Consider the following 24,615-nt stretch of genomic DNA (forward strand, 5'->3'; position numbering starts at 1 on the left):
TGTTACATCTCCTCGGCTACGTAACTGCGAAGCCAGGTCCGGAAGTCCGGGCCCAGGTCTTCACGTTCGCATGCGAGTCGGACAATGGCACGCAGGTAGTCACCGCGGTCGCCGGTGTCATAGCGGCGGCCCTTGAAGACGACGCCGTGCACCGGGCCGCCGATCTTCTCGTCCTCGGCGAGCTGCTGGAGGGCGTCCGTGAGCTGGATCTCACCGCCGCGTCCCGGCTCGGTCCGGCGCAGTATGCCGAAGATGTGCGGGTCGAGGACGTAGCGGCCGATGATCGCGTAGTTGGACGGGGCGTCGGCCGGGTCGGGCTTCTCGACGAGGCCGCTGACCTGGACGACGTCGCTGTCCTCGGTGGTCTCGACGGCGGCGCAGCCGTAGAGGTGGATCTGCTCCGGGGCGACCTCCATGAGCGCGATGACGCTGCCGCCGCGCTGCTCCTGGACCTCGACCATGCGCTGGAGCAGGGGGTCGCGGGGGTCGATCAGGTCGTCGCCGAGGAGGACGGCGAAGGGCTCCTCGCCCACGTGCGGAGCGGCGCACAGGACCGCGTGGCCGAGGCCCTTGGGGTCGCCCTGGCGGACGTAGTGCATCGTCGCGAGGTCGCTGGACTCCTGCACCTTGGCGAGACGGCCGGCGTCGCCCTTCTTCTGAAGCGCCGATTCCAGCTCGTAGTTGCGGTCGAAGTGGTCCTCGAGGGGGCGCTTGTTGCGGCCCGTCACCATGAGGACGTCGTCGAGACCCGCGGCGACGGCCTCCTCGACCACGTACTGGATCGCCGGCTTGTCGACGACCGGCAGCATCTCCTTGGGAGTGGCCTTCGTGGCCGGCAGGAACCGGGTACCGAGGCCTGCTGCTGGAATGACAGCCTTGCTGATCCGAGGGTGCGACTGAGTCATGCCCGCCACCATATCCGGTGCCTTTGCATGGAATCTGCGGCTCCGGTTCATAGGCGCTCATATGAGCGTATTGGAACGGTACGGGAGCAACCTTTGAGTCACATCGGACGTCCGGGCGAGCCTGACAAGCGGAGTTTGCGGCGCGATCTCCTTACGGTGAGGAACAGGTTGACGGCGGATGACCTGCGGGAAACCTCGGCCGCGCTGGCCGGGCGGGCGCTGGAGCTGCCCGAGTTGGCGCGGACCGGCACGGTGGCCGCGTACGTCTCCGTGGGGAGCGAACCGGGGACGCGCGCGCTCCTGGACGCGCTGCGCGCCCGGGGCGTACGTGTCCTGCTTCCGGTCCTGCTCCCCGACAACGACCTGGACTGGGGCGTCTACGAGGGCGAGGGCTCGCTGGCGCGCGTCCAACACGGCGGCAGGATGGCCCTCTTCGAGCCCGCGGGCGAGCGCCTCGGCCCGGACGCCGTGACCGCCGCCGACGCCGTGCTGCTGCCGGGTCTGGCGGTCGACACGCGCGGGATGCGGCTGGGGCGCGGCGGAGGCTCGTACGACCGTGTGCTGGCGCGGCTGGAGCGGGCGGGTATGCATCCCGCGCTGGTGGTGCTGCTGTACGACTCGGAGGTGATCGCGCACGTCCCGGAGGAGCCCCACGACCGGCCGGTGCACGCGGTGGTGACGCCGTCGGGGGTGCGGCGGTTCGGGCAGGAGAGCTGATGCGAAACGGCCCTCCACGCGTGCGTGGAGGGCCGTTCGGTTTCCGGTCTCAGCGGCTCACGGCTTGAGCACCAGCTTGTCGGTCGTGCCGTCCTCGACCGCCCGGTCCGAGAAGGACCACGGGAGCAGTTCGCCGTCGGCCCACTTGTCCGTCTGGTCGACGTAGTGGGCGCTGTAGGCGTGCCCGGAGGCGCCGCTGAGGTTGATCCAGCGGGACTTGTCGAGGTCGCCGAGGTTCACGACCATCCGCATGGACGGCACCCACACCACGCCGTAGCCGCCGGCCGCGTTCCAGCCGGTCGCGTTGACGGTGGCCTCGCCGCCGCTGAGCTCCCAGGGGCCGCGGTTGAGGGCGTACTGGACAAAACCGGGGCCCTCGGTGCCGAGGGTCTGGTTCTTCAGGAACAGGCGGTGCAGCCGGCCCCAGGTCCAGGTGTCGATGTCCTTGCCGAGCTTGGCGGTCAGCTCCCAGCGGGCGTCGACCATGGCGCGCCTGAGCAGCTGGTCGCGGTTGACGGCGCCGTCGCGGGTGCCCACCTCGGGCGTCTTCCACCAGTCGCTGTCCGGCTGGTCCATCAGCTTGCGGACCACCTCGAACCAGCGGTCGCCGCCGTCGGGCTGCGCCTGGTCGGGGTCGCGCTCGCCGCACTCGCGCACGTCCTCAGCCTCGTCGGCGGGCCCGGTGATGTTGACCGGCTTCACCCACAGGCACTGGCCCTTGACCCGCAGCTCCTTGGGCAGCTTGTTGCCGAAGGCGAGCTTGAGGATGTTGCGCCAGACCGCGTTGAAATAGGCGGCGGCCGCCGAATCGGTGTCCTGGGTGTAGTCCCAGCCCTCCAGCAGCTTCTGCGCCTCGCGGACGTCCTTGTTCTCGGTGTCGATCTTGAGCAGCGTGGGAACCAGCAGCCGGGCGATCTCGCTGCTGTTGTCCAGCTGCATCTGGCGCATGTCGTCCGTGGAGATCTTGCCGCCGTCCTTGATCTTCGACTGGATCAGGTCGGTGATCCGCTGGCTGCGCGTGCCGTAGCCCCAGTCCCCGGTGAGCGTGTAGGGGTACTTGTCCGGGTCGATCACGGCCTGGTTGGCGGTGACGATGTAGCCGCGGTCCGGGTTGTACTCGTACGGCAGCTCGTCCTGCCGGATGTAGCCGGTCCAGCGGTACTTGGGGTCCCAGCCGGGCGCCGGGACGGAGCCGTCGTCGTCCTGGGAGCGCTTCGGGATCCTGCCCGGCAGGGTGTAGCCGATGTTGTCCTCGGTGTCCGCGTAGATCAGGTTCTGCGAGGGCACGTCGAACAGTGCGGCGGCCTTGCGGAAGTCGGTCCAGTTCCTCGCCCGGTCCATGGCGAAGACGGCGTCCATGCTGGTGCCCGGCTGAAGCGCGGTCCAGCGCAGCGCGACGCCGTAGCCGTCGCCTCTGTCGGGTGCGGCGGTGTCGACGGTGGCCTTCTTGCCGACCTTCACGAGCTCCTTGGCACGGTCGGACAGCAACGGCCCGTTGTTGGTCTCGCGGACGACGATCTTCCTGGGCGAGCCGCCGGCGACCTTGATGGTCTCCTCGCGCGTCTCGAAGGGCTTGACCTTGCCGTCGTACAGGTAGCCGTTGCCGGTGATCTTCTCCAGGTAGAGGTCCGTGACGTCGACGCCGGAGTTGGTCATGCCCCAGGCGATGTCCTGGTTGTGACCGATTATCACGCCCGGCATGCCGGCGAAGGTGTAGCCGCTGACGTCGTACTGGCACGCGCTGGAGACGCTGCGGCAGTGCAGGCCCATCTGGTACCAGACGGACGGCAGCGAGGGCGACAGGTGCGGGTCGTTGGCCAGCAGCGGCTTGCCGGTGATGGTGTGCTTCCCGCGGACGACCCAGGAGTTGGAGCCGATGCCGTCGCCGTTCACGCCGACGGCCGGCGGGAGGTCGCTCAGGGCATCGCTGAGGCCGGTGAGCTGGCTGTCCAGGCCCGAGGTACCGGAGGCGGTGCCCGAGGCGCCGGAAGCCGTGCCGGAGGTGCCGGAGGCCGTGCCCGCCGTGCCGGCCCCGGTGCCGCCGGTTCCGCCTGTGCCCGTGCCGCCGGTGCCGGTGCCGGTGCCTGTGCCGGTGCCGGTGCCGGTGCCCGTGCCTGTGCCCGTGCCGCTCGTGCCGCCCTGTTCGAACGCGCCCGTCAGCTCGTCGTACTGGCCGTCCTGGACGATCGCCTTGTTCCGGCTGTACGGGTACTGCGGGTACAGCTCGGCGATCTGCTTCGGGCCGAGGCGGCTGGTGAGCAGGGCGCGGTCGATCTCGTCCTGCATGTTGCTGCGCAGGTCCCAGGCCATCGCCTTCAGCCAGGAGACCGAGTCGACCGGGGTCCACTTCTGCGGCTTGTAGTCGTTGGTGAACCCGAGCGCCGCGTACTCCAGGGAGATGTCCTCGCCGTCCTTGCCCTGGAGGTAGGCGTTGACCCCCTCGGCGTAGGCCTGGAGGTACTTCTTCGTGGCGGCCGACAGCTTGGTGTCGTACTCCTGCTTGGCGACCCGCTCCCAGCCGAGCGTGCGCAGGAACTCGTCGTTGTCGACCTGGCTCTTGCCGAACATCTCCGAGAGCCGGCCGGCGGCCATGTGACGGCGTACGTCCATCTCGTAGAACCGGTCCTGCGCCTGGACGTAGCCCTGCGCCATGAACAGGTCCGCGTCGGAGGAGGCGTAGATCTGCGGGATGCCGTAATTGTCGCGTTTGACCTCGACGGGTCCCGAGAGGCCCTTCAGCGTGAGGGAGCCCTTGGTCTGCGGGAAGGAGGCCCGGACGGTGCTGATGGTCCAGTACCCCCCGAAGCCGACGCCCCCGATGAGGGCCAGCACCAGGACGAGCACGATCAGGCGGGCTTTGCGCCCCTTTCTCCTGCCGGACTTGGCGGGCTGCTGGCCCGTGGAGGCGGTGGTGTTGGGGGGCATCGCTGTCCTTGCTGTCCTAACGCGAGCGGCAGGTTCGGCTGTGCTTTTAACTGAGCGCTGGAGCAACGATAGGCGCAGGGCCCTGCGCCCCTTGACGCGGAGTCGGGAACCGGCACGGACGAACGTTCGATCCTGCCCTCGGAAGCGTCAAGAAATCGTCAAGAGTTAGGTAAGGTAACGAAGTAGTTGGCGCGATGCGCCACCGCGTCATGTGCGATGTACGTGAGCTCACGCGCGCGTGCGTGTGAGCCAGGGAAGGATTCGGCCGCTGACTGTTCACCACCTCAACCAGCTCCTGCTCGTCTGCTCGCTCGTCCTGCTCGTCGCCGTCGCAGCGGTACGGATCTCCTCGCGCAGCGGGCTCCCCAGCCTGCTCGTTTATCTGGGGATAGGCGTCGCCATGGGCCAGGACGGCGTCGGCGACATCCACTTCGACAACGCCGAACTGACCCAGGTCATCGGATACGCGGCCCTGGTCGTGATCCTGGCCGAGGGCGGTCTGGGCACGAAGTGGAAGGAGATCAAGCCGGCCCTGCCGGCCGCCACGGCACTGGCGCTGGCCGGTGTCGCGGTGAGCGTCGGGGTGACGGCGACGGCCGCGCACTACCTGATCGACCTGGAGTGGCGGCAGGCGCTGATCATCGGGGCGGTCGTCTCCTCGACCGACGCGGCGGCCGTGTTCTCCGTGCTGCGGAAGATCCCTCTCCCCGCGCGCGTGACGGGCACGCTGGAGGCGGAGTCCGGCTTCAACGACGCCCCGGTGGTCATCCTCGTGGTCTCGCTGTCCACGGCGGGTCCGGTCGAGCACTGGTACGTACTGCTCGGCGTGATCCTGCTGGAGCTGGCCATCGGCGCGGCCATCGGGCTCGCGGTGGGCTGGCTCGGCTCCTGGGGGCTGAGGCACGTGGCGCTGCCGGCCTCCGGCCTCTACCCGATCGCCGTCATGGCCATCGCCGTGGTGGCGTACGCGGCGGGCGCGCTGGCCCACGGCAGCGGCTTCCTCGCGGTGTATCTCGCCGCGATGGTGATGGGCAACGCGCGGCTGCCGCACTGGCCGGCCACGCGCGGCTTCGCCGACGGGCTGGGCTGGATGGCCCAGATCGGCATGTTCGTCCTGCTCGGTCTGCTGGTCACCCCGCACGAGCTGGGCGACGACATCGTGCCCGCGCTCGTCATCGGGCTGGTGCTGACCATGGTGGCGCGCCCGCTGAGCGTGGTGGTCTCCCTGTCGCCCTTCCGGGTCCCGTGGCAGGAACAGGCCCTCATGTCCTGGGCCGGGCTGCGCGGCGCGGTGCCCATCATCCTGGCGACCATCCCCATGGTGGAGGGCGTGGAGGCGAGCCGCCGGATCTTCAACATCGTCTTCATCCTGGTCGTCGTCTACACCCTGGTCCAGGGCCCGACGCTGCCCTGGCTGGCCCGCACGCTGCGCCTGGGCGACGGTTCGGAGGCCGCCGACCTCGGCATCGAGTCGGCCCCGCTGGAGCGGCTGAGCGGGCATCTGCTGTCCGTGGCGATCCCCGACGGGTCGAAGATGCACGGCGTGGAGGTCAACGAGCTGCGGCTGCCGCCCGGTGCCGCCGTGACGCTCGTCGTTCGGGCGTCGGAGTCGTTCGTGCCGCTTCCCACGACGGTGCTGCAACGCGGGGACGAGCTCCTCGTCGTGGCCACGGACCCCGTGCGGGACGCCACGGAGCGCCGGCTGCGCGCGGTGGGCCGCGGCGGCAAGCTGGCCGGATGGCTGGGGACGGACGAGGCGAGCCGTTAAGAGCGGTTTCGTCTCGTTCATGCCCCCGATTTCGCAGGCGGGCGCACCCACCGTGCTCTTTTTCACAGGTCCGCCCTCCCAGGTGCCTGTACGATGAAGGCGTTACCCAAGATCGAACCACCTCTGCCTGACGCAGAGCTGGCGCGACCGTATGGCGGTCGGGTCGCCCCTCCTCAGCCGGGCCCCGGCATCTACCGCAGTTCCGCGCAAGAGGACAGCTCTCGGCGCCGCCCGCTGACGGGCCCGCGCTACCAGGCGGCAGAAAGGCACGGGCCGTGGCGTCCACGGTCACCTCGAAGAAGTCGAAGAACTCGAGGACCTCGAAGAACTCGACGGCTTCCGCCCGCCCGGGATACGGCCGGCTGCTGCGCACCCGCGGCGCCTGGACCTTCCTGCTCCCCGGCTTCGCGGCGCGCCAGCCGTTCGCGATGCTGACGATCTCCATCGTGCTGCTGGTGCAGCACACCACCGGCTCCTACGGAGCGGCGGGCGCCGCCGCGGCCGTCACCGGTGTCTCCATGGCGCTCTTCGCTCCCTACAGCGGGCGCCTCGCCGACCGCTACGGGCAGCGTGCCGTGCTGGTGCCCGGCGTGCTGCTGCACGCCCTGTCCGGGCTGACGCTGACGGCGCTGGCGCTCATGGACGCGCCCTTGTGGGCGCTGTTCGTGGCGGCCGTCCCGACCGGTGCCTCGGTGCCGCAGGTCGGGCCCATGGTGCGGGCCCGCTGGGGCGTGAAGCTCAAGGACTCTCCGCTGATGACCACCGCGGCGGCCTTCGAGTCCGTCACGGACGAACTGACCTTCGTCGTCGGCCCGCTGCTGGCCACCGCCCTGTGCACGGCCGTCGACCCGGCCGCCGGGCTGGTCACGGAGGCCTCGCTGACCCTGATCGGCGGTCTGTTGTTCGCCGCGCAGAAGAGCACCCAGCCCTCGGTCGGAGGCGACAGCGGCCACGCGCGCGTGGAGCACGTTTCAGCGCTGCGGATCCCCGGGGTGCGCGTGCTGATCGTGACGTTCCTGGGCATCGGGTCCGTCTTCGGCGGCATGCAGGTCTCGCTGGCCGCGTTCACCGAGTCGATCGGCGAACCGGGCCTCAACGGCGTCCTCTACGGGGTCTTCGCCGCGGGCAACATGCTCTCCGGCGTCGTCTGCGGCGCGATCGCCTGGAAGGTGGCCCCTCAGCGGCGCCTCGTCGTCGGCTACACGGCGCTCGCGCTCACCGCGTCGGGCCTGTGGGCCGCGCACTCGGTGCCGGTCCTCGCCGGACTCGGCCTGCTGGTCGGCATGTGCATCGCGCCCGCCCTGATCACCGGCTACACACTGGTCGAGAGCCTGGTCCCGGCCGGTGCCCGCACCGAGGCCTTCACCTGGCTGACGGGCGCGGTGGCGCTCGGCCAGGCGGCCGCCGTCACGGTCGCCGGGCAGCTGGAGGACCGCTTCCGGGACGGCGCCGGTTTCCTGGTGCCGATGGGCGGCACCGTGCTCGCCCTGGTGACCCTCCTGGCCCTGCGTTCCCGGCTGGCGGGACGCGCCCAGGGCCGCACCGTCGCGCGTGGCGTGGGTCACCGCGTGCCGGTGGCAGTGGACTGAACGGCCGGAATACGTCAAGATGGATCGTCGTTAGCACTCATCGAGTGAGAGTGCCAGGAGGAAGACAGTGCCCACCTACCAGTACCAGTGCACCGAGTGCGGCGAGGGCCTCGAGGCGGTGCAGAAGTTCACCGACGACGCCCTCACCGAGTGCCCGAGCTGCAAGGGCCGCCTGAAGAAGGTGTTCTCGGCGGTCGGCATTGTCTTCAAGGGCTCCGGCTTCTACCGGAACGACAGCCGCGGCTCCTCGTCGAGCAGCACCCCGGCGTCGAAGTCGTCGAGCACCTCGTCGTCCTCCGGCTCCGGCTCCGGCTCCGGCTCCGGTTCGAGCTCGTCGTCCGGCACCGGCAGCTCCACCAGCAGCAGCAGCACCGCCGCGTAAGGCTTGTTTCTGCCGGGACCCTGTCGCCTTTCGGCGGTGGGGTCCTCGGCGTTTCCGCGTGCGGTTAGGGTGCGGGCATGGCGAACAAGGCGAACGTGGCGAACACGGGGGGCGCCGGGATCGGCGTCATCGGCGGCTCCGGGTTCTACTCCTTCCTCGACGACGTGACCGAGGTCCAGGTCGACACCCCCTACGGGCCGCCCAGCGACTCCCTCTTCCTCGGCGAGGTCGCCGGCCGGCGCGTCGCCTTCCTGCCCCGGCACGGACGGGGCCACCATTTGCCGCCGCACCGGATCAACTACCGGGCCAATCTCTGGGCGCTGCGGTCGGTCGGCGTGCGCCAGGTGCTCGCCCCGTGCGCAGTCGGCGGTCTGCGTCCCGAGTACGGGCCTGGCACGCTGCTGGTTCCGGACCAGCTCGTCGACCGGACCAAGTCCCGCGCGAACACGTATTTCGACGGGCTGCCGCTGCCCGACGGGACGGTGCCGAACGTGGTGCACGTGTCGCTGGCCGACCCCTACTGCCCCGCCGGGCGGGCCGTCGCGCTGAAGGCGGCGCGCGGTCGGGACTGGGAGCCGGTGGACGGGGGCACGCTGGTCGTCATCGAGGGGCCGCGCTTCTCGACCCGTGCCGAATCGTTGTGGCACCAGGCGCAGGGCTGGTCGGTGGTGGGCATGACCGGCCACCCCGAGGCGGCGCTCGCCCGCGAGCTGGAGCTCTGCTACACGTCCCTGACCCTGGTCACCGACCTCGACGCCGGTGCCGAGACCGGGGAGGGCGTCTCGCACGACGAGGTGCTGCGGGTGTTCGCGGCGAACGTGGACCGGCTGCGGGGAGTGCTGTTCGACGCGGTGGCGGGGTTGCCGGAGGAGGACGAGCGGGGCTGTCTGTGTGTGAACGCGCTGGGCGGGATGGATCCGGGGTTCGCGCTGCCGTAGGTGGTGGGCTGTGGACTGCGGGACGCGGAACTTGCCGTTCGGGTGAGGGAGTTGTCCACAGGGCGGCGGTAGGTCCACAGGCCTGAGCGGGCGGTGGTGGGAAGCCTCATCGTGGGGAGCGCAAACCAGTCGCTCGTCACAGGTGGTGTTCCCCATGTCCCGCGCTCCGTCCTCCCCTTTCCTCACCCTGCCTTCTTGGTCTGCTGCCGCATGCCCACCCGGGCCCGAGGTCCCGGCGGCGCGTGAGGTGCCGCGGTTCGACCCCGTACGGGTGCGCGGCGGCCGGGCCGGCCGGCTGGTGCGGCACCGGCGGCGGGCTCTGGCCGTGGGGCTCGCGGTCACCGCGACCGCGCTGGTCGCGGCGGGACCTCGCGGCTCCGACGGCGCCCGTGGACATCCCCCGGCTCGGCCTCACGCGCACGCGGCCCCGGTGTCCGGGGAGCAGCCCGTGCGGACGCGTCGTGCCGCGTGGGCGGTGACGGCCCCGGTCCGGATCGCCGACGCGGCCACCGTGCGGCTGCTGCGGCCCGGCGACCGGGTCGACGTCATCGCCGCCGAGGAGACGGTGTCGGGCGGCGACGCCCGGGTGGTCGCGCGCGGGGCCAGGGTGACGAAGGTGCCGGAACCGCTGGAGGGCGCGGGCGACGGCGGTGCGCTGGTCGTGCTGTCGGTGCCGCGGGCCACGGCGGCTCGGCTGGCCGGTGCGAGCGCCACCGCGCGGTTGGCAGTGACGCTGTGGTGACCTCCCTGATCTCGTCAAGTCGTTCGTTCGAAGGACCCAGGTGCTCCGTTCGGCGCAACGTTGACGTAGGTTGCGGAGCGTTTTGTTCCGCAAGCTGCTCGTGCGAGGAGAGACCCCGAGGTGAGCGAGAAGAAGGAACCGAGCCTCTGGGAGGGCTTCAAGGCCTTCCTGATGCGCGGGAACGTCGTCGACCTGGCGGTGGCGGTGGTGATCGGTGCCGCCTTCACCAACATCGTCAACGCCGTGGTGAAGGGGATCATCAATCCCGTCGTCGGGGCCATCGGGACCAAGAACCTCGACCACTACAGCTCATGTCTGAGCTCGACGTGCAAGGGCGAGGAGGGCATCCGGATCCTGTGGGGTTCCGTCCTCGGCGCCACGCTGAGCTTCGTGATCACCGCGGCGGTCGTCTACTTCCTGATGGTGCTGCCCATGGCGAAGTACCTGGCCCGGCTGGAGGCCCGCCGCAAGGCGAAGGAGGGCACGCAGGAGGTCATCGAGGTGACCGAGCTGGAGGTGCTGAAGGAGATCCGGGACGCGCTGGTCGCACAGCGCGGCTCAGGACACGACCGGTAGCAGCGCTACGGGCGGCCGCCCGGCAGGCTCAGAGGTGGTGGGGCGGCTTCTCGTCGAGGAAGCGCTTGAGGTCGGCCGCGCCGCCGCCCCCGCCGTCGGAGCGTTCGCCCCAGCCTCGGTCGGTGTCGTCGGCGGACTGCTGGTCGAGCGGGTCGTCGAAGACCAGCGCGGGCTTCGGGGCGCGCGGCTCGGGATCGGGGGCGGTGCTCATGCGTCCAGGGTACGGTCGCTGAGAAAATCCCCGTGCCTTCTGTTGTGCTGGGACTCATGACCTCCAGCCCCACTCCCCCGCCCGCCCCCTCCGGCGCACCGGTCCCCTCGGGCGCGCCCGGCGGCCGGGGACCGCTGCGCAGGCTCAGGGCCCGCGGTCGCGACGAGGCGCACCGGGCGGCCTCGCCGCTGGAGCTCTTCTTCGACCTGTGCTTCGTCGTGGCGGTGGCCCAGGCGGGCATCCAGTTGGTGCACGCCGTCGCCGAGGGGCATGCGGGCGAGGGGATCCTCGACTACGCGATGGTGTTCTTCGCCCTGTGGTGGGCGTGGATGAACTTCACGTGGTTCGCGTCGGCGTACGACAACGACGACGTGCTCTACCGGGTTGCCACGCTGGTGCAGATCGCCGGTGTGCTGGTCCTCGCGGCGGGGGTCTCCCGGGCGTTCGAGGAGCACGAGTTCTTCGTGGTCTGGCTGGGCTACCTGATCATGCGGCTCGCCCTGGCGGCTCAGTGGCTGCGCGCGGCCCGTTCGAGCGAGGGCCCGGAGCGGACGACGGCCCTGCGGTACGCCGGTGGCGTGCTGCTGTGCCAGGTCGGCTGGCTGGGGCTGCTGTTCCTGCCCGAGGGTGCCCGGCCCTGGTGGTTCCTGGTCATGGCGCTGCTGGAGATGTGCGTGCCGCCGTGGGCGGAGAAGGACCACCCCACGTCCTGGCATCCGCGCCATATCGCGGAGCGGTACGGGCTGTTCACCATCATCGTGCTCGGCGAGACGATCGCCGCGGCCACGGTCGCCGTGAAGTCCGGAATCGACGAGAACGACGCCCTGGGCGAGCTCCTCCCCATCGCGGCGGGCGGGCTGCTGATCATCTTCGCCGCGTGGTGGGTGTACTTCGTGGTGCCCATCCACGACCATCTGCGGTCCAACCGGCAGGCGTTCCTGTGGGGCTATGGCCACTACCTGGTCTTCGCGTCGGCGGCAGCGATCGGGGCCGGGCTGGAGGTGGCGGTGGAGCAGACGGTCGGCAAGGCGCACATCTCCACGCTGGCGGCGTCGTCCGCCGTGACCCTGCCGACGGCCCTGTACCTGCTGACCTTGTGGGCTCTGCACTCGCGCCACTTCAAGTCGGGCATCGCCCAGCAGCTGGTGCTGCCGACGACGGCACTGCTGGTGATCTGCTGCACGTTCCTCGGCGACTGGGCGGTGTTCGCGGCGGGTGTCGTCTGCGCGCTGTCGGTGGTGGCGGGAGAGACTCTGGCCACCCGCAGAGCCGCCCGCGCCGCGCGGGCAGCCCGCGCCGACGGGACCGGGGCGCCGGCCGGGTGACGGCGCCCGCCAGGCCCGAGTCCCCGCGAGCCGGGCGGGCTGACGGCTCCGGCCGGCCGGGCACGCCCGACGGGACCGGCCCGCTGGGCGTGCGCGACGAGGCCCGACTCGCCGGACATACCTGAGGAAGCCCGCCCCCCCGGGGCACGCCCGACGAGGCCCGACCCCCCGGGCACGCCCGACGAGGCCCGACCCCCCGGGCACGCCCGACGAGGTCCGACCGGCCGGGCTCACCCGCAGGGGCGGGGGTCTGGACAAGACTGGGGCGCATGACAGTTGACGCTCTGGTGGACGCTCTGACGGATGTCTCCGGCCTGCGGGTGGGGCACGCGACACGCGCCGGCGACGGCTGGCTCACCGGCACCACGGTGGTGCTGGCCCCGGAGGGCGGGGCGGTGGCCGCCGTGGACGTGCGGGGCGGTGGTCCCGGTACCAAGGAGACGGACACGCTCGACCCGCGCAACGTGGTGCGGAAGGTCGAGGCGATCGTGCTGACCGGCGGCAGCGCGTACGGGCTCGACGCGGCTTCGGGGGTGATGGCCTGGCTGGAGGAACGGGGGCGCGGGATCCGTGTCGGGGCGGACCCGGCGCATGTCGTGCCGGTGGTGCCCGCCGCCTGTGTCTTCGATCTGGGGCGGGGCGGCGACTTCCGGGCCCGGCCGGACGCGGCCACCGGCCGTGCGGCGGTCGAGGCGGCCGCGGCGAGCGAGCCCGGCGCACCGGTGCCCGAGGGATGCGTGGGCGCCGGCACGGGGGCGGTGGTCGGGGTGGTGAAGGGCGGCGTCGGCGGCGCGAGCACCGTGCTCGGCTCGGGCATCACGGTGGCCGCGCTGGTGGTGGCCAACGCGGCGGGGTCGGTGCTGGATCCGGAGACGGGGGTGCTGTACGGGGAGTTGTTCCAGGGGCGGGTGGAGTACCCGGAGACGCGGGTGCACGAGGCCGCGCAGCGGCGCCTCGCCGAGACGGCCGCGAGGAGCGCGCCTCCGCCGCTCAACACCACGCTCGCGGTGGTCGCCACGGACGCGGACCTGTCGAAGGCGCAGGCGCAGAAGCTGGCCGGCACGGCACACGACGGGATCGCCCGCGCGGTGCGGCCGGTGCACCTCCTCAACGACGGGGACACGGTGTTCGCGCTGGCGACCGGGGACCGCGCCCTGGACGCCGCGAACCCGCTCGCGCTCAACGAGATCCTCGCGGCGGGCGCGGACGTCGTGACGCGGGCGATCGTCCGGGCCGTGCGCGCCGCGGAGCCGGTCGACGGTCCGGGCGGGGCGTGGCCGTCGTACGGGGAGTTGTACGGGAGCCGCTGAGCGGACGGGCACCAGCGCCTCCACGACGGCACCGGACATTGTCCCGGCCCTGTAACGGTGATGTCGCTCATGGCGGTCGGACGCAACCCGACCGGCCGCCCGGCCCCTCTTCTCCCACGTACTGGAGCGGACCACGCACATCACTCGAACTGGGAGCAGCCCGTGACAACGCCGGACATTGCAGCGCGGCGCAAACTGGGGGCATGTGCCGCCCTGATGATCGGCGCCCTGACGCTCACCGCCTGCGGTGGCAGCGCCAACGCCGAGGACGACGCCAAGGGTGGCGACGACTCGGTGAAGACGTCCGTCGCGAAGATCGCCATCTCGGCGAAGGACGGTTCGACCGACGCCTCCATCAACTCGACCGGCGTCAAGGTCAGCGACGGGAAGCTGACCGACGTGAAGATGACGGTGGCGGGCAGCGATCAGGCCGTACCGGGCTCGCTCTCCTCCGACGGCAAGGCCTGGAAGCCGAAGGAGCAGCTGGAGCGCGGCACGAAGTACCAGATATCGGCGACCGCGAAGGACACGAAGGGCCGTACGGCCGCCGCGAACTCCATCTTCACGACGGTCACCACGGCGAACAGCTTCATCGGGACGTACACGCCGGACAACGGCACCACGGTCGGTGTGGGCATGCCGGTGTCGTTCAACTTCGACAAGGCCATCACGAACCGCAAGGACGTGCAGTCGCACATCACCGTCACGTCCAGCAGCGGGCAGAAGGTCGTCGGGCACTGGTTCAACGGGCAGCGGCTCGACTTCCGGCCCGAGGAGTACTGGAAGGCCGGCTCCAAGGTCACCATGAAGATCGACCTGGACGGGGTCGAGGGCACGAACGGCGTGTACGGCGTGCAGAAGAAGACGGTCACCTTCACCGTCGGGCGCTCGCAGGTCTCCACGGTCGACGTCAACACGCAGACCATGACGGTCGTGCGGGACGGCAAGACCGTCAAGCAGATCCCGATCTCGGCGGGCAGCCCGGAGCACACCACGTACAACGGGCAGATGGTGATCTCCGAGAAGTTCGTGCAGACCCGGATGAACAGCCGGACGGTCGGGCTCGGCGGTGAGTACGACATCCCGGACGTGCCACACGCGATGCGCCTGACGACCTCCGGCACGTTCATCCACGGCAACTACTGGTACAACAAGGGCAACCCGCCCTTCGGCCGCCAGGGCACCAGCCACGGCTGCGTCGGCCTGGCGGACGTCCGGGGCGCCGGGGGCAGCACGCCCGCCAAGTGGTTCTACGACAACTCGCTCATCGGGGACGTGGTGGTCGTCAAGAACTCCCCCGACAAGACGGTGACGCCGGACAACGGGCTCAACGGCTGGAACATGGACTGGAGCCAGTGGGTCGCGGGCAGCGCCTCGTAAGCGGATGAACGACCTCCCCAACTGGGGTTTTTGACGGACCGACCGGGCCGCGCGGGAACTTTTCGCGCGGCCCGCGCGTTTTCCTGGACGTACGTTTTCTCGGTTCCCGGACATGATGTCCGACCGAGGGGCTACCGTATGCACCCACAAGGTGACATGCAGCAACGCCGGGAGAAACCTTGAGCGTTCCGTACGAGACGGCAGCGTACGAACCCCACGACTCGCCCGAGTCTCCGGAGGAGCACCTCGCGCGACTCCTCGGCCGCGCCCTGAACTCCTTCGAGCTGCCGGACGAGACGATAAGGCGGCTGGACTGCGCGCTGGCACACGACGGTTCGCTGCACTCCGCACACCACAGCGCGGGCCTGCACCGGGAGACGTACCGGCACACGTGGCTGCTCCCCGACGGTTCGGCGCTCACGCTCTGGGAGCTCGTCCACAACACGGCTCCGGGCAGCGAACCGCAGCACGAGGTGTACGTCGACGAGGAGGAGCTGCGCGCCGCCACCTCGCGTCTGCCGCTGCCGCCGGACACGCCTGACTTCGAACTGCCGGTGACGGTGCAGCTGTCCCAGGTCGCCGCGCCCCGGCACGCGTACGCCGGGGACGACTCGGCGGACCACGCGCGGCGTTTACTGCGCCGCGCGGAGAACGCCGACCGGCCGGGCGACGACACGGCGGCCCTGCTGGCCACGGCGTCCGGTCACCAGATCACCCAGGCCTTCGGCCGCCCGTGCCGCGCGGGCCGGGCGGGGCTGGGCTACTCGCTCTACGAGCACGCGTTCCTGCTGCGCGACGGCGCGGAGGTCTCCCTCTGGGAGGTGGAGCACACGGCGACGCCGGACGGGCGGCACATGTGCGAGGTGTACGCCAGCGAGGACGCGGCGCGCGAGGCGATGGAGCGGCGGGCGGCGCAGCTCTCCTGACGCCGCGGCGCTAGTTCCTGTCGCCGAGGTGGCGCACCAGCTCGGCGAAGGCGTCTCTCTCCTCCGGGGTCAGTTCCACGGACTCCGACCGGTGACCTGTCTGCCGCTGTTGCGGGAGAGCGGGGAGGGAGTGGCCCTCGGGCCACCGGGAGACGTGCTCAGGCATGCGCCCCAGTAGACACCACGGCCCGGGACTTCGGTCCCGGGCCGTGATTTTCGTGATCTATCTCGCAGGTGGCATGAACGGCTCACACACCCTGAAAGGGGGCGAACGCCGTCGTGCTCACGCCGCCACCGGCTGCTTCGTCTCCGCCGCCGGGGCGGTGCCCTCGCCGGGTGCCGCGGTGGCGCCCGGAGCCGGCTTGCGCAGGCCCTTCAGGACGACCACCAGGGCCGTGGTGACGCAGACGCCCGCGGCGATGGCGACCAGGTAGAGCAGCGGGTTGCCGATCAGCGGGACCACGAAGATGCCGCCGTGCGGGGCCCGCAGGGTGGAGCCGAAGGCCATCGACAGGGCGCCGGTGATCGCGCCGCCCGCCATCGAGGCCGGGATGACGCGCAGCGGGTCGGCCGCGGCGAACGGGATCGCGCCCTCGGAGATGAAGGAGGCGCCGAGCACCCAGGCGGCCTTGCCGTTCTCGCGCTCGGTGTGCGTGAAGAGCTTGCCGCGCACGGTCGTGGCCAGGGCCATCGCCAGCGGAGGCACCATGCCGGCCGCCATGACCGCCGCCATGATCTTCATCGCGGAGTCGCTGGGGCTGGACACCGCGATGCCGGCGGTGGCGAAGGTGTAGGCGACCTTGTTGACCGGACCGCCGAGGTCGAAGCACATCATCAGGCCGAGGAGGGCGCCGAGCAGGATGGCGTTGCTGCCGGACAGGCCGTTCAGCCAGTCGGTCATGCCCTTCTGGGCCTCGGCGATGGGCTTGCCGATGACGACGAACATCAGGAACCCGACGATCGCCGAGGAGATCAGCGGGATCACCACCACCGGCATGATGCCGCGCAGCGCCGCCGGGATGTTCACCTTCTGGATGGCGATGACCACGCCACCGGCGATCAGACCGGCCGCGAGACCGCCGAGGAACCCGGCGTTGATGGTCAGGGCGATCGAGCCGCCGACGAAGCCGGGGACGAGACCGGGCCGGTCGGCCATGCCGTAGGCGATGTAGCCGGCCAGGACCGGGACGAGGAAGCCGAAGGCCACGCCGCCGATCTGGAAGAGCAGGGCCGCCCAGCTGTCGGCCTGGAGCCACATGAAGTGCTCCATCACCGACGGGGCCTTGTCGACCTTCCAGCCGCCGATCGCGAAGCCGAGGGCGATCAGCAGACCGCCCGCCGCGACGAACGGCACCATGTAACTCACGCCGGACATCAGCCACTTGCGCAGCTTGGTGCCGTAGCCCTCGCCGGAGTCGCCGGTGCGCTCGACGGGCGTGCTGCCCGGGGAGCCGGAGGTGACCTCACCGCGGGCGGCCTTGCCGCGGACCTCGGTGATGAGTTCCGCGGGGCGGTTGATGCCCGCCTTCACACCGACGTCGACCGTCGGCTTCCCGGCGAAGCGCTCCTTCTCCCGTACGGGCACGTCGTGGGCGAAGATCACGCCGTCCGCCGCCGCGATGACCGCCGGGTCGAGCCGGGTGAAGCCGGCCGAGCCCTGGGGCTCGACGGTGATGTCGACGCCCGCCTCACGGCCGGCGTTCTCCAGCGACTCGGCCGCCATGTAGGTGTGGGCGATGCCGGTGGGGCAGGAGGTGACGGCGACGATGCGGAACGGGCGCTCCCCCGCGGCAGCGGTGTCGTCGGCGTCGTCGGTGACCGTGGCGGCGGCGGGAGAGGCCGCTCCCGCCGACGCCACGGGGTCTTCGGAGCCTGCCTCGGCGGGCTCGCCGGGCTCGTCGCCGCGGATCAGCGCCGCCGCGGCCGCAGCGTCGCCCACCGCGCGCAGGGCGTCGGTGAACTCCGTGTTCATCAGCTGCCGGGCCAGCGACGACAGGATCGTCAGGTGGGCGTCGTCGGCGCCGGCCGGCGCGGCGATCAGGAAGATCAGGTCGGCGGGGCCGTCCGCAGCGCCGAAGTCGATGCCGTCGGCGCTGCGCCCGAAGGCGAGCGTCGGCTCGGTGACGTGCTCGCTGCGGCAGTGCGGGATGCCGATGCCGCCGTCGAGGCCGGTCGGCATCTGGGCTTCGCGGGCGGCCACGTCGGCGAGGAAGCCGTCCAGGTCGGTCACCCGGCCCAGGGCCACCATGCGCTCGGCGAGGGCACGCGCCGCCGCTTCCTTGGTATCGGCGGACAGGTCGAGATCGACCAGGTCCGCGGTGATCATGTCGCTCATCGCGGGCTCCTTAGCACGCGTATCGCCCGGTCAGTCGAATGGGCGGGGGAGGGGACGGGGATGCGGTGGGGGGTGACGGTGGTGGAGGCGGGCCGTAACGGGGAGGTCGGCCGCTCGCGGGTCGGGCCGCGCTGCTCCTCGTACGTCATGACACCGGCTCCTTCAGCGCACGGTCCGCCGGGATGTCCGCCGTGACCGTCACCGCGGCCGGGTCCAGGTCGCCGGGCTCCGGCATGACGCTGCCGGGCAGCTGGACGGCCGCCGCGCCGTGGGCGACCGCGGAGGCGAGGGCCTCGGGGCCGCTGCCGCCGGCGATCAGGAAGCCGGCGAGGGAGGAGTCACCGGCGCCCACGTTGCTGCGTACGGCGTCCACGCGGGCGCCGCCGAACCAGGCGCCCTCGTCGGATACGAGCAGCTGCCCGTCGGCGCCGAGGCTCGCGAGGACGGCCCGGGCGCCCATCTCGCGCAGCTCCTCGGCCGCCTTCACGGCGTCGCCGACGGTGGCGAGGGGGCGGCCGACGGCCTCCGCGAGTTCTTCGGCGTTCGGCTTGACCACGTCGGGCCGCTCACGCAGGGCCGCGAGGAGCGCGGGCCCGGAGGTGTCCAGGGCGATCCGGGCACCGGCGGCGTGCGTGCGGGCGACCAGTTCGGCGTACCAGGAAGGGGCGAGGCCGCGCGGCAGGCTGCCGCAGCAGGCGATCCAGGCGGCGTCGCGGGACTGCTGCCGTACGGTCTCCAGGAGCAGTTCGCGCTCGGCCTCGGACAGTTCGGGGCCCGGCGCGTTGATCTTCGTCAGGACGCCGTCGGCTTCGGCGAGGGCGATGTTGGAGCGGGTGGCCCCGGCGACCGGGACCGGCGCCACCTCGATGCCCTGCTGGTCGAGCAGGTCGGCGACGAGCGCGCCCGGGGCACCGCCCAGGGGCAGGACCGCCACCGTGCGCTGACCGGCCGCCGCGACCGCGCGTGAGACGTTCACGCCCTTGCCGCCCGGGTCCATCCGCTCGCCGGTGGCGCGGATGACCTCGCCGCGGTCGAGGGACGGCACCTCGTAGGTGCGGTCGAGGGACGGGTTGGGGGTCACGGTGAGGATCATGCGCGCACTACTTCCGTGCCGCCGCGCTCGATGGCGACGGTGTCTTCGGGGCTCAGCCCGCTGTCGGTGATCAGCAGGTCCACATCGCTCAGGTCGCCGAAGCGGGCGAAGTGCTCCTGGCCGTGCTTGGAGGAGTCGGCGAGCAGCACCACGCGGCGGGCGGCGGCCACGGCCGCGCGCTTGACGGCGGCCTCGGCGAGGTCGGGGGTGGTCAGGCCGTGTTCGGCGGAGAAGCCGTTGGCGGCCACGAACAGCACGTCCGCGCGGATCTCGCCGTACGCGCGCAGCGCCCAGGCGTCCACGGCGGCGCGCGTACGGTGCCGTACGCGCCCCCCGACGAGGTGGAGCTGGATGCCGGGGTGGTCGGCGAGGCGGGCCGCGATGGGCAGGCTGTGGGTGACGACGGTGAGGGAGGCCTCCAGCGGAAGGGCGGCGGCCATCTTGGCCACCGTCGTCCCGGCGTCGAGGATCATCGTGCCCTCGCTCGGCAGTTCCGCGAGGGCCGCCTTGGCGATGCGGTCCTTCTCGTCGGCGGCCGTCGTCTCGCGCTCGGCGAGGTCCGGTTCGAAGTCGAGGCGCCCGACCGGGATGGCGCCGCCGTGCACCCGGCGGACCAGTCCGGCGCGGTCGAGGGCCTTCAGGTCCCGGCGGATCGTCTCCGCCGTCACCTGGAACTCCTCGGCCAGCGACACGACATCCACTCGGCCGCCGTCACGGGCGAGCCGGAGGATCTCCTGCTGCCGCTCCGGTGCGTACATGTCTGTTCGCCTCCGCCTCGTGCCCGAACGTGTGGTTTCGACGGGAGGCTACGCCGAGATTTCCGCGAAGTAAACAGGTTCGGGCTCAATCGGGCATGATCGGAAACAGAAGCGGGCTCGGCACCGATGTGCCGAGCCCGTTCTCCGACGATCGCCGGACGACTGTCAGGAAACCAGCGCCGGTTCCTTCTGCTCCGTCGCCGCCTGCTCCCCCTCGGCATGCAGCGCCGGCCGCTTCGGCAGGGCGAACATCAGCAGGAAGATCACACCCATCACCGCGGCCACCCAGCCCAGGGAGTTCCGGAAGGCGTCCGCGAAGGCCGGGCCCACCTGGTCCGGGCGCAGATGGTCGCCGATCGTGCCGAAGAAGACGACCGACACCAGGCCCAGGCCCAGCGCGTTGCCCATCTGCTGCACGGTGTTGAGCAGGCCGGAGGCCGAGCCGGAGTGCTCGCGCGGCACCTCGGAGAGGATCGCGTCGGTCAGCGGAGCGACGATCAGGCCCATGCCCACGCCCATCACCACCAGCGGCAGCGCCATCTGCCAGGGCGCGATGCCGAGGCCGTAGTGCCCGGACTCCCAGAGGTAGAGCAGCACCCCGGCCGCCATCACCAGCGCGCCCGCCTGGAGCACCTTGCGCCCGAAGCGCGGGACCAGTTGCTGCACGGACATCCCGGCGGCCACGGACACGGCGATCGAGAACGGCACCCCGGTCAGCCCGGCCTTCAGCGGGCTCCAGCCCAGGCCCATCTGCATGTACAGCGTCCACACCAGGAAGAAGATGCCGAGCGCGACTCCGAAGACGGTCTGCACAGCGATCCCGGCCGCGAAGCTCTTGACCCGGAACAGCGACAGCTCGACCAGCGGGGAGCCGTCCCGTGCGCTCTTGCGCCGCTCGTACGCCACCAGCGCCGCGAGGACGACGAGCGAGCCGGCCATGGAGACGTACCCCCACAGCGGCCAGCCCAGCTCGCGGCCGCGGATGAGCGGGTAGAGCAGCATCAGCAGGCCCAGGGTCACGAGCGCGACACCCACGAGGTCCAGCTTCAGGGCCCGCGGCGCCTTGGACTCGGTGATGAAACGGCTGCCCAGGATCAGACCCGCGACGCCCACGGGCAGGTTGATCAGGAAGATCGAGCGCCACTCCCACCCGAACAGGTTCCACTCGGTCAGCAGCGCGCCGAGCAGCGGACCGGACACGGCCCCGAGACCGACGACCGCGCCGAACAGCCCGAACACCTTGCCCCGCTCGTGCGCCGGGAAGGTCGCGTGCACGATCGACAGCACCTGCGGCACCATCAGCGCCGCCATGGCGCCCTGGAGGAACCGCGAGGCGACCAGCATCTCCGGGTTCACGGCGAGTCCGCACAGCGCGGAGGCGACGGTGAAGCCGCCGATGCCGATGAGGAAGATCCGCTTGCGGCCGTAGATGTCGCCGAGCCGTCCGCCGGTGATCAGACCGGCGGCGAAGGCGAGGGCGTAGCCGGCGGTGATCCACTGGATCTGGCTGAACGACGCGCCTGCCTCCCGCTGGATCGACGGGATGGCGATGTTGACGATCGTCACGTCGACGAGGTCCATGAAGGCCGCGGTCATCACGATCGCCAGAGCGAACCAACGGCGGCGGTCGGTCCCGCCGCCCGCGGTGCTGGGTGTGGTCTCGGTGGAGGTCATGCCACGAAGCTAGAGGGTCAATAGGTCAGATCTTGTCCTACTGGTGCGGCATCCTCGTCGGTATGACGACGGACACTCCGGCCCGGCTCCTGACGCTCCTCTCCCTCCTCCAGACGCCCCGCGAGTGGCCCGGCGGCGAGCTCGCCGGGCGGCTCGGGGTCTCCCGCCGCACGGTCCGGCGGGACATCGACCGACTGCGCGAGCTCGGCTATCCCGTGCAGGCGAGCAAGGGGGCCGACGGCGGCTACCGGCTGGTCGCCGGCAAGGCCATGCCACCCCTCGTGCTCGACGACGAGGAGGCCGTGGCCATCGCGGTCGGGCTGCGCGCCGGGGCGGGGCACGCGGTGGAGGGCCTGGACGAGGCGTCGGTGCGGGCACTGGCCAAGCTGGAGCAGGTGCTGCCGGGCCGGCTGCGTCACCGCGTGACCACGCTCCAGGCCGCGACCACGCCGCTGACCAGCGGGGACGGACCCAGCATCGCGCCCGAGACACTCACCGTCATGGCCTCCACGGCGGCCGGGCACGAGCGGCTGCGGTTCGCCTACCGGGCGGCGGACGGCACCGAGTCGCGGCGCCTGACGGAGCCGTACCGGCTGGTGTCGACGGGCCGCCGCTGGTACCTGGTGGCGTACGACATCGACCGCGACGACTGGCGCACGTTCCGCGTCGACCGCGTGAGCGAACCGTTCGCCACGGGGGCCCGGTTCGTGCCGCGCGAGCTGCCGACGGGGAATGCGGCGGAGTACCTGCGGCAGTCGATGCAACGGCAGCAGGAGGTGTACGACTTCGAGATCACGTTCGCCGCACCGGCCGACTTCGTCGCCGCCCGGTTGCCCGCATGGCTGGGCACGCCCGAGCCGCTGGACGACGGCAGCTGCCGGCTGCGGGGGTCCGTGGGGGACGCGGTGCAGTGGGTGGCGTTCCGGCTCGCGCTGCTGGAGTGCGACTTCGTGGTGCACGCGCCGGAGGAACTCGTCATGGCCGTGAGGGAGTTGGGGGCGCGGTTGAGCAGGGCGGGCGAGGGGGGACGGAGCGTGAGGTGAAGCGCCCGTTGCCGGGGGGCGGCTGCACTGCCGACTGGCCGGTTGGAGCAAGCCCGGCTGCGTGGTGTCCGTTCATCATCAAGGCTGTCCGTCATGGAGAAGACTCCCAGGGTGATCGTGGAGCCGCCGGACAGCAGAGGCCTCCGCGCAGTCAGCGTGGGTGGAACAGTGGTGGGCGGCGCCTGGTCACCGAGCGGGCTGCGCAAGGTTCTCCGTCAACTCGGTTGCCCGGAAAACATCGATCTGGAAGACCGGAGAGTCATCGTCTGGCGCGAGGCCGGCAGCGAGATATGGCCCGATCGCACATGGCGAAGGCGCACGGCCACAGCGTTCATGATGGCGGGACTGATCCTGTCCATGGTCCTGCTCACCGTCGTCGGAAGACCGGACGCCATGGGGGCGCTGACATTCGCTCAGCGCATCACGGGATTCCTCTTCATCCTGTCCGGCGCGGTGCAGGGCCTCGCAGCCCTGGCGACCCTCGACCATGAGGGAAAACGGCAGTTCAAGTACTCCGGAGCCGTGGTACTGGTCGGGGTACTGATCGCCTTGATCACAGAGAGCATCTTCCTGTTCACCTGGCTCCAGGAAAGAGAACCGACACTCTACCTACCCGTATATCTGCTGCTCTTCACGTGGTCGCTGTGGGCCCTCTGGCGACTGTTTCATGAGCAGGTGTGGAGAGTCATACCCCACCCCAAAAGATTTGCGACCGGGGTGGCCCTGTCCGGCCTTCTTGCCTCCACGAACTTCGCATACTCCGCCATCTACCAGCCCACCTCCGCTCCCTTCTATGTCACCCTCACGGCAAAGTTCGGCACCCCTCACACCGATCCCACCCGCCCGTTCATCCATGTGCCGCTGACGTTCCGAGTGGAGAACACCGGCAAGGTTCCGGCATACGTTCTTGTAGATAAGTATCTGATCTACGGGCGTTCGGCTGAATACTCGGAGGAGGACGCGGGACTGAGGGACTGGAAGAAGGCTCTGGAAAAAGGAGGAGACGCCGAGCTCCACGTCGCCCAATCGGACAGAAAAGCGATAAGCGCCGGACAATTCGCCGGACCGGGGTACTGGCTTCATCCGGGAGAGGGGCACGTAAAGGAAAAAGTGCTACAGATCCCCAGGAGCGTTGAATACGATCTCCTAGAAGCAACCTTGGCCGTGGTGACGATGAGGATGGATCGCGGAAAGATCGATCTTCTGCAACTACAGCAGGCACACCCTGCCTGGCAAAAGAAGGAAGGGCGATTCTACTGTGCAATATGCGGCGACACGATCATCCATGAAGGGAAAGTGCGCCACAACAACAACATCATCAACGTCACCCGCAAACCCCGGTACGTGACCGTATTCTGGTCCGGCACACGCGAGGAGTTTGATTACGCGTACGCCATCTCGTCCTACAAATTCGACTCCAGGAAAATTCCCGACCTGGAAGAATTGGGGAGGGAAATCGCGAGGGAAGAGGATCGGTACGGCGTGGAGTCGCGCTCGACTTCGACCAGAGTATCCGTCGCGGCATTGATGGCGTCGTTGTAGCGGACTGGTCGCCGAGTTGCAGAAGGAACCCACTGGGTCCAAAGTAGTCATAAGTGGTTGTTGTGTCTGTACGGGCAAATCCGCATGTTCCACAGTGCACCTGGATACGCCATGGCCAGAAACGCCCAGCGCCGAATCTGCCGTTACAGGGGCTGCACGTACTGCTTGGTCGCAGCGCTCTCGCTCTCAGGAGGCGTGTCCGTCTCCGCGACGGGGGCCTTCGGCCAAGCCGCGACCGTGACACCGGCCCAGACTCCCACCCCACCGCCGGATCCCGACACTCCGGATCCCGGCACGCCAGATCCAGGCACGCCAGATCCAGGCACCCCGGAACCCGGCACCCCGGAACCCGGCACGCCGACCGAGCCCAGTACTCCGCCCGGGCCCAGCACGCCGACGGATCCCGAGACGACGGGATCCGGCACGCAGACCGGGCCGAGCGAGCCGACCAGCCCCAGCGAACCGACGGACTCCGG

Annotated in this window: 21 protein-coding genes; 13 read left to right on the forward strand and 8 right to left on the reverse strand. The window is 70.6% G+C overall.

From position 1 onward, the window contains the following. Positions 1 to 2 precede the first annotated feature (2 nt). Positions 3 to 905 carry a UTP--glucose-1-phosphate uridylyltransferase GalU gene (gene galU, locus CP976_RS18620; RefSeq protein WP_150481397.1) on the reverse strand — a complete coding sequence of 301 codons (903 nt, stop codon included), beginning with the start codon at positions 903 to 905 and terminating at the stop codon, positions 3 to 5. A gap of 93 nt (positions 906 to 998) precedes the next feature. Between galU and CP976_RS18625 the strand changes: the two genes are divergently transcribed. Beyond that, on the forward strand, positions 999 to 1,622 hold the full coding sequence (locus CP976_RS18625; protein WP_150481398.1) for a 5-formyltetrahydrofolate cyclo-ligase: 624 nt from the start codon (positions 999 to 1,001) through the stop codon (positions 1,620 to 1,622). Between the two features lie 57 nt (positions 1,623 to 1,679). Here CP976_RS18625 and CP976_RS18630 read toward each other — a convergent pair whose 3' ends face one another. Then, positions 1,680 to 4,547 (reverse strand): penicillin acylase family protein, encoded by a 2,868-nt coding sequence (locus CP976_RS18630; protein ID WP_150481399.1) that lies wholly within the window; start codon positions 4,545 to 4,547, stop codon positions 1,680 to 1,682. Positions 4,548 to 4,785: 238 nt separating this feature from the next. Between CP976_RS18630 and CP976_RS18635 the strand changes: the two genes are divergently transcribed. The 6 genes from CP976_RS18635 (at position 4,786) to mscL (ending at position 10,542) form a co-directional block, all read left to right on the forward strand. After that, positions 4,786 to 6,315 carry a potassium/proton antiporter gene (locus tag CP976_RS18635; RefSeq protein ID WP_150481400.1) on the forward strand — a complete coding sequence of 510 codons (1,530 nt, stop codon included), beginning with the start codon at positions 4,786 to 4,788 and terminating at the stop codon, positions 6,313 to 6,315. A gap of 275 nt (positions 6,316 to 6,590) precedes the next feature. Then, a complete protein-coding gene (locus tag CP976_RS18640) occupies positions 6,591 to 7,904 on the forward strand; it encodes an MFS transporter (RefSeq protein ID WP_150481401.1) in 1,314 nt (437 codons plus the stop codon). 67 nt (positions 7,905 to 7,971) lie between these two features. Then, positions 7,972 to 8,286 (forward strand): FmdB family zinc ribbon protein, encoded by a 315-nt coding sequence (locus tag CP976_RS18645; protein WP_150481402.1) that lies wholly within the window; start codon positions 7,972 to 7,974, stop codon positions 8,284 to 8,286. Between the two features lie 77 nt (positions 8,287 to 8,363). Beyond that, on the forward strand, positions 8,364 to 9,224 hold the full coding sequence (locus CP976_RS18650; protein WP_150481403.1) for an S-methyl-5'-thioadenosine phosphorylase: 861 nt from the start codon (positions 8,364 to 8,366) through the stop codon (positions 9,222 to 9,224). 247 nt (positions 9,225 to 9,471) lie between these two features. Continuing rightward, complete coding sequence (locus CP976_RS18655; RefSeq protein ID WP_150481404.1) at positions 9,472 to 9,966, forward strand: hypothetical protein; 495 nt, start codon at positions 9,472 to 9,474, stop codon at positions 9,964 to 9,966. 120 nt (positions 9,967 to 10,086) lie between these two features. Then, a complete protein-coding gene (gene mscL, locus CP976_RS18660; RefSeq protein ID WP_150481405.1) occupies positions 10,087 to 10,542 on the forward strand; it encodes a large conductance mechanosensitive channel protein MscL in 456 nt (151 codons plus the stop codon). A gap of 28 nt (positions 10,543 to 10,570) precedes the next feature. On the opposite strand, the gene CP976_RS18665 is transcribed toward mscL, so the two are convergent. Further along, positions 10,571 to 10,753, reverse strand: a complete 183-nt coding sequence (locus tag CP976_RS18665) for a hypothetical protein (RefSeq protein ID WP_150481406.1) — start codon at positions 10,751 to 10,753, stop codon at positions 10,571 to 10,573. A gap of 56 nt (positions 10,754 to 10,809) precedes the next feature. Between CP976_RS18665 and CP976_RS18670 the strand changes: the two genes are divergently transcribed. The 4 genes from CP976_RS18670 (at position 10,810) to CP976_RS18685 (ending at position 15,694) form a co-directional block, all read left to right on the forward strand. Beyond that, the gene (locus CP976_RS18670; RefSeq protein ID WP_150481407.1) at positions 10,810 to 12,078 is read left to right on the forward strand and encodes a low temperature requirement protein A; all 1,269 of its coding nucleotides are present in this window, start codon (positions 10,810 to 10,812) and stop codon (positions 12,076 to 12,078) included. A 269-nt stretch (positions 12,079 to 12,347) separates the two neighbouring features. Continuing rightward, positions 12,348 to 13,388, forward strand: coding sequence for a P1 family peptidase (locus CP976_RS18675; protein ID WP_150481408.1), 1,041 nt, complete (start codon positions 12,348 to 12,350; stop codon positions 13,386 to 13,388). Between the two features lie 162 nt (positions 13,389 to 13,550). Then, on the forward strand, positions 13,551 to 14,768 hold the full coding sequence (locus CP976_RS18680) for a L,D-transpeptidase (protein ID WP_150481409.1): 1,218 nt from the start codon (positions 13,551 to 13,553) through the stop codon (positions 14,766 to 14,768). A gap of 179 nt (positions 14,769 to 14,947) precedes the next feature. Beyond that, positions 14,948 to 15,694: a DUF6227 family protein gene (locus tag CP976_RS18685; protein WP_150481410.1), complete on the forward strand. Its 747-nt coding sequence runs from the start codon at positions 14,948 to 14,950 to the stop codon at positions 15,692 to 15,694. Between the two features lie 10 nt (positions 15,695 to 15,704). Here CP976_RS18685 and CP976_RS42940 read toward each other — a convergent pair whose 3' ends face one another. The 5 genes from CP976_RS42940 to CP976_RS18705 form a co-directional block, all read right to left on the reverse strand. Further along, a complete protein-coding gene (locus tag CP976_RS42940) occupies positions 15,705 to 15,860 on the reverse strand; it encodes a hypothetical protein (RefSeq protein WP_167537229.1) in 156 nt (51 codons plus the stop codon). 117 nt (positions 15,861 to 15,977) lie between these two features. Beyond that, positions 15,978 to 18,029, reverse strand: a complete 2,052-nt coding sequence (locus CP976_RS18690) for a PTS fructose transporter subunit IIABC (protein WP_150481411.1) — start codon at positions 18,027 to 18,029, stop codon at positions 15,978 to 15,980. 145 nt (positions 18,030 to 18,174) lie between these two features. Further along, positions 18,175 to 19,122, reverse strand: coding sequence for a 1-phosphofructokinase (gene pfkB, locus CP976_RS18695; RefSeq protein WP_150481412.1), 948 nt, complete (start codon positions 19,120 to 19,122; stop codon positions 18,175 to 18,177). After that, positions 19,119 to 19,880, reverse strand: a complete 762-nt coding sequence (locus tag CP976_RS18700) for a DeoR/GlpR family DNA-binding transcription regulator (protein ID WP_150481413.1) — start codon at positions 19,878 to 19,880, stop codon at positions 19,119 to 19,121. The genes pfkB and CP976_RS18700 overlap by 4 nt, the downstream gene beginning before the upstream one ends. 165 nt (positions 19,881 to 20,045) lie before the next feature. Then, positions 20,046 to 21,554, reverse strand: a complete 1,509-nt coding sequence (locus tag CP976_RS18705) for an MFS transporter (protein WP_150481414.1) — start codon at positions 21,552 to 21,554, stop codon at positions 20,046 to 20,048. Positions 21,555 to 21,616: 62 nt separating this feature from the next. Here CP976_RS18705 and CP976_RS18710 point away from each other — a divergent pair, with 62 nt between their 5' ends. Continuing rightward, a complete protein-coding gene (locus tag CP976_RS18710) occupies positions 21,617 to 22,597 on the forward strand; it encodes a helix-turn-helix transcriptional regulator (protein WP_150481415.1) in 981 nt (326 codons plus the stop codon). 93 nt (positions 22,598 to 22,690) lie between these two features. Further along, a complete protein-coding gene (locus tag CP976_RS18715) occupies positions 22,691 to 24,139 on the forward strand; it encodes an MATE family efflux transporter (RefSeq protein ID WP_150481416.1) in 1,449 nt (482 codons plus the stop codon). The last annotated feature ends 476 nt before the right edge of the window (positions 24,140 to 24,615 follow it).

The sequence above is a fragment of the Streptomyces coeruleorubidus genome, from assembly GCF_008705135.1.
Lineage (GTDB): Bacteria > Actinomycetota > Actinomycetes > Streptomycetales > Streptomycetaceae > Streptomyces > Streptomyces coeruleofuscus.

Excerpts from the sequence above, each read along its gene's own strand:
- galU (WP_150481397.1), bottom strand. The coding sequence starts at position 905 with ATGACTCAGTCGCACCCTCGGATCAGCAAGGCTGTCATTCCAGCAGCA.
- CP976_RS18630 (WP_150481399.1), bottom strand. The coding sequence starts at position 4,547 with ATGCCCCCCAACACCACCGCCTCCACGGGCCAGCAGCCCGCCAAGTCC.
- CP976_RS18650 (WP_150481403.1), top strand. The coding sequence starts at position 8,364 with ATGGCGAACAAGGCGAACGTGGCGAACACGGGGGGCGCCGGGATCGGC.
- CP976_RS18665 (WP_150481406.1), bottom strand. The coding sequence starts at position 10,753 with ATGAGCACCGCCCCCGATCCCGAGCCGCGCGCCCCGAAGCCCGCGCTG.
- CP976_RS18670 (WP_150481407.1), top strand. The coding sequence starts at position 10,810 with ATGACCTCCAGCCCCACTCCCCCGCCCGCCCCCTCCGGCGCACCGGTC.
- CP976_RS18675 (WP_150481408.1), top strand. The coding sequence starts at position 12,348 with ATGACAGTTGACGCTCTGGTGGACGCTCTGACGGATGTCTCCGGCCTG.
- CP976_RS42940 (WP_167537229.1), bottom strand. The coding sequence starts at position 15,860 with ATGCCTGAGCACGTCTCCCGGTGGCCCGAGGGCCACTCCCTCCCCGCT.
- CP976_RS18690 (WP_150481411.1), bottom strand. The coding sequence starts at position 18,029 with ATGAGCGACATGATCACCGCGGACCTGGTCGATCTCGACCTGTCCGCC.
- pfkB (WP_150481412.1), bottom strand. The coding sequence starts at position 19,122 with ATGATCCTCACCGTGACCCCCAACCCGTCCCTCGACCGCACCTACGAG.
- CP976_RS18700 (WP_150481413.1), bottom strand. The coding sequence starts at position 19,880 with ATGTACGCACCGGAGCGGCAGCAGGAGATCCTCCGGCTCGCCCGTGAC.
- CP976_RS18705 (WP_150481414.1), bottom strand. The coding sequence starts at position 21,554 with ATGACCTCCACCGAGACCACACCCAGCACCGCGGGCGGCGGGACCGAC.
- CP976_RS18710 (WP_150481415.1), top strand. The coding sequence starts at position 21,617 with ATGACGACGGACACTCCGGCCCGGCTCCTGACGCTCCTCTCCCTCCTC.
- CP976_RS18715 (WP_150481416.1), top strand. The coding sequence starts at position 22,691 with ATGGAGAAGACTCCCAGGGTGATCGTGGAGCCGCCGGACAGCAGAGGC.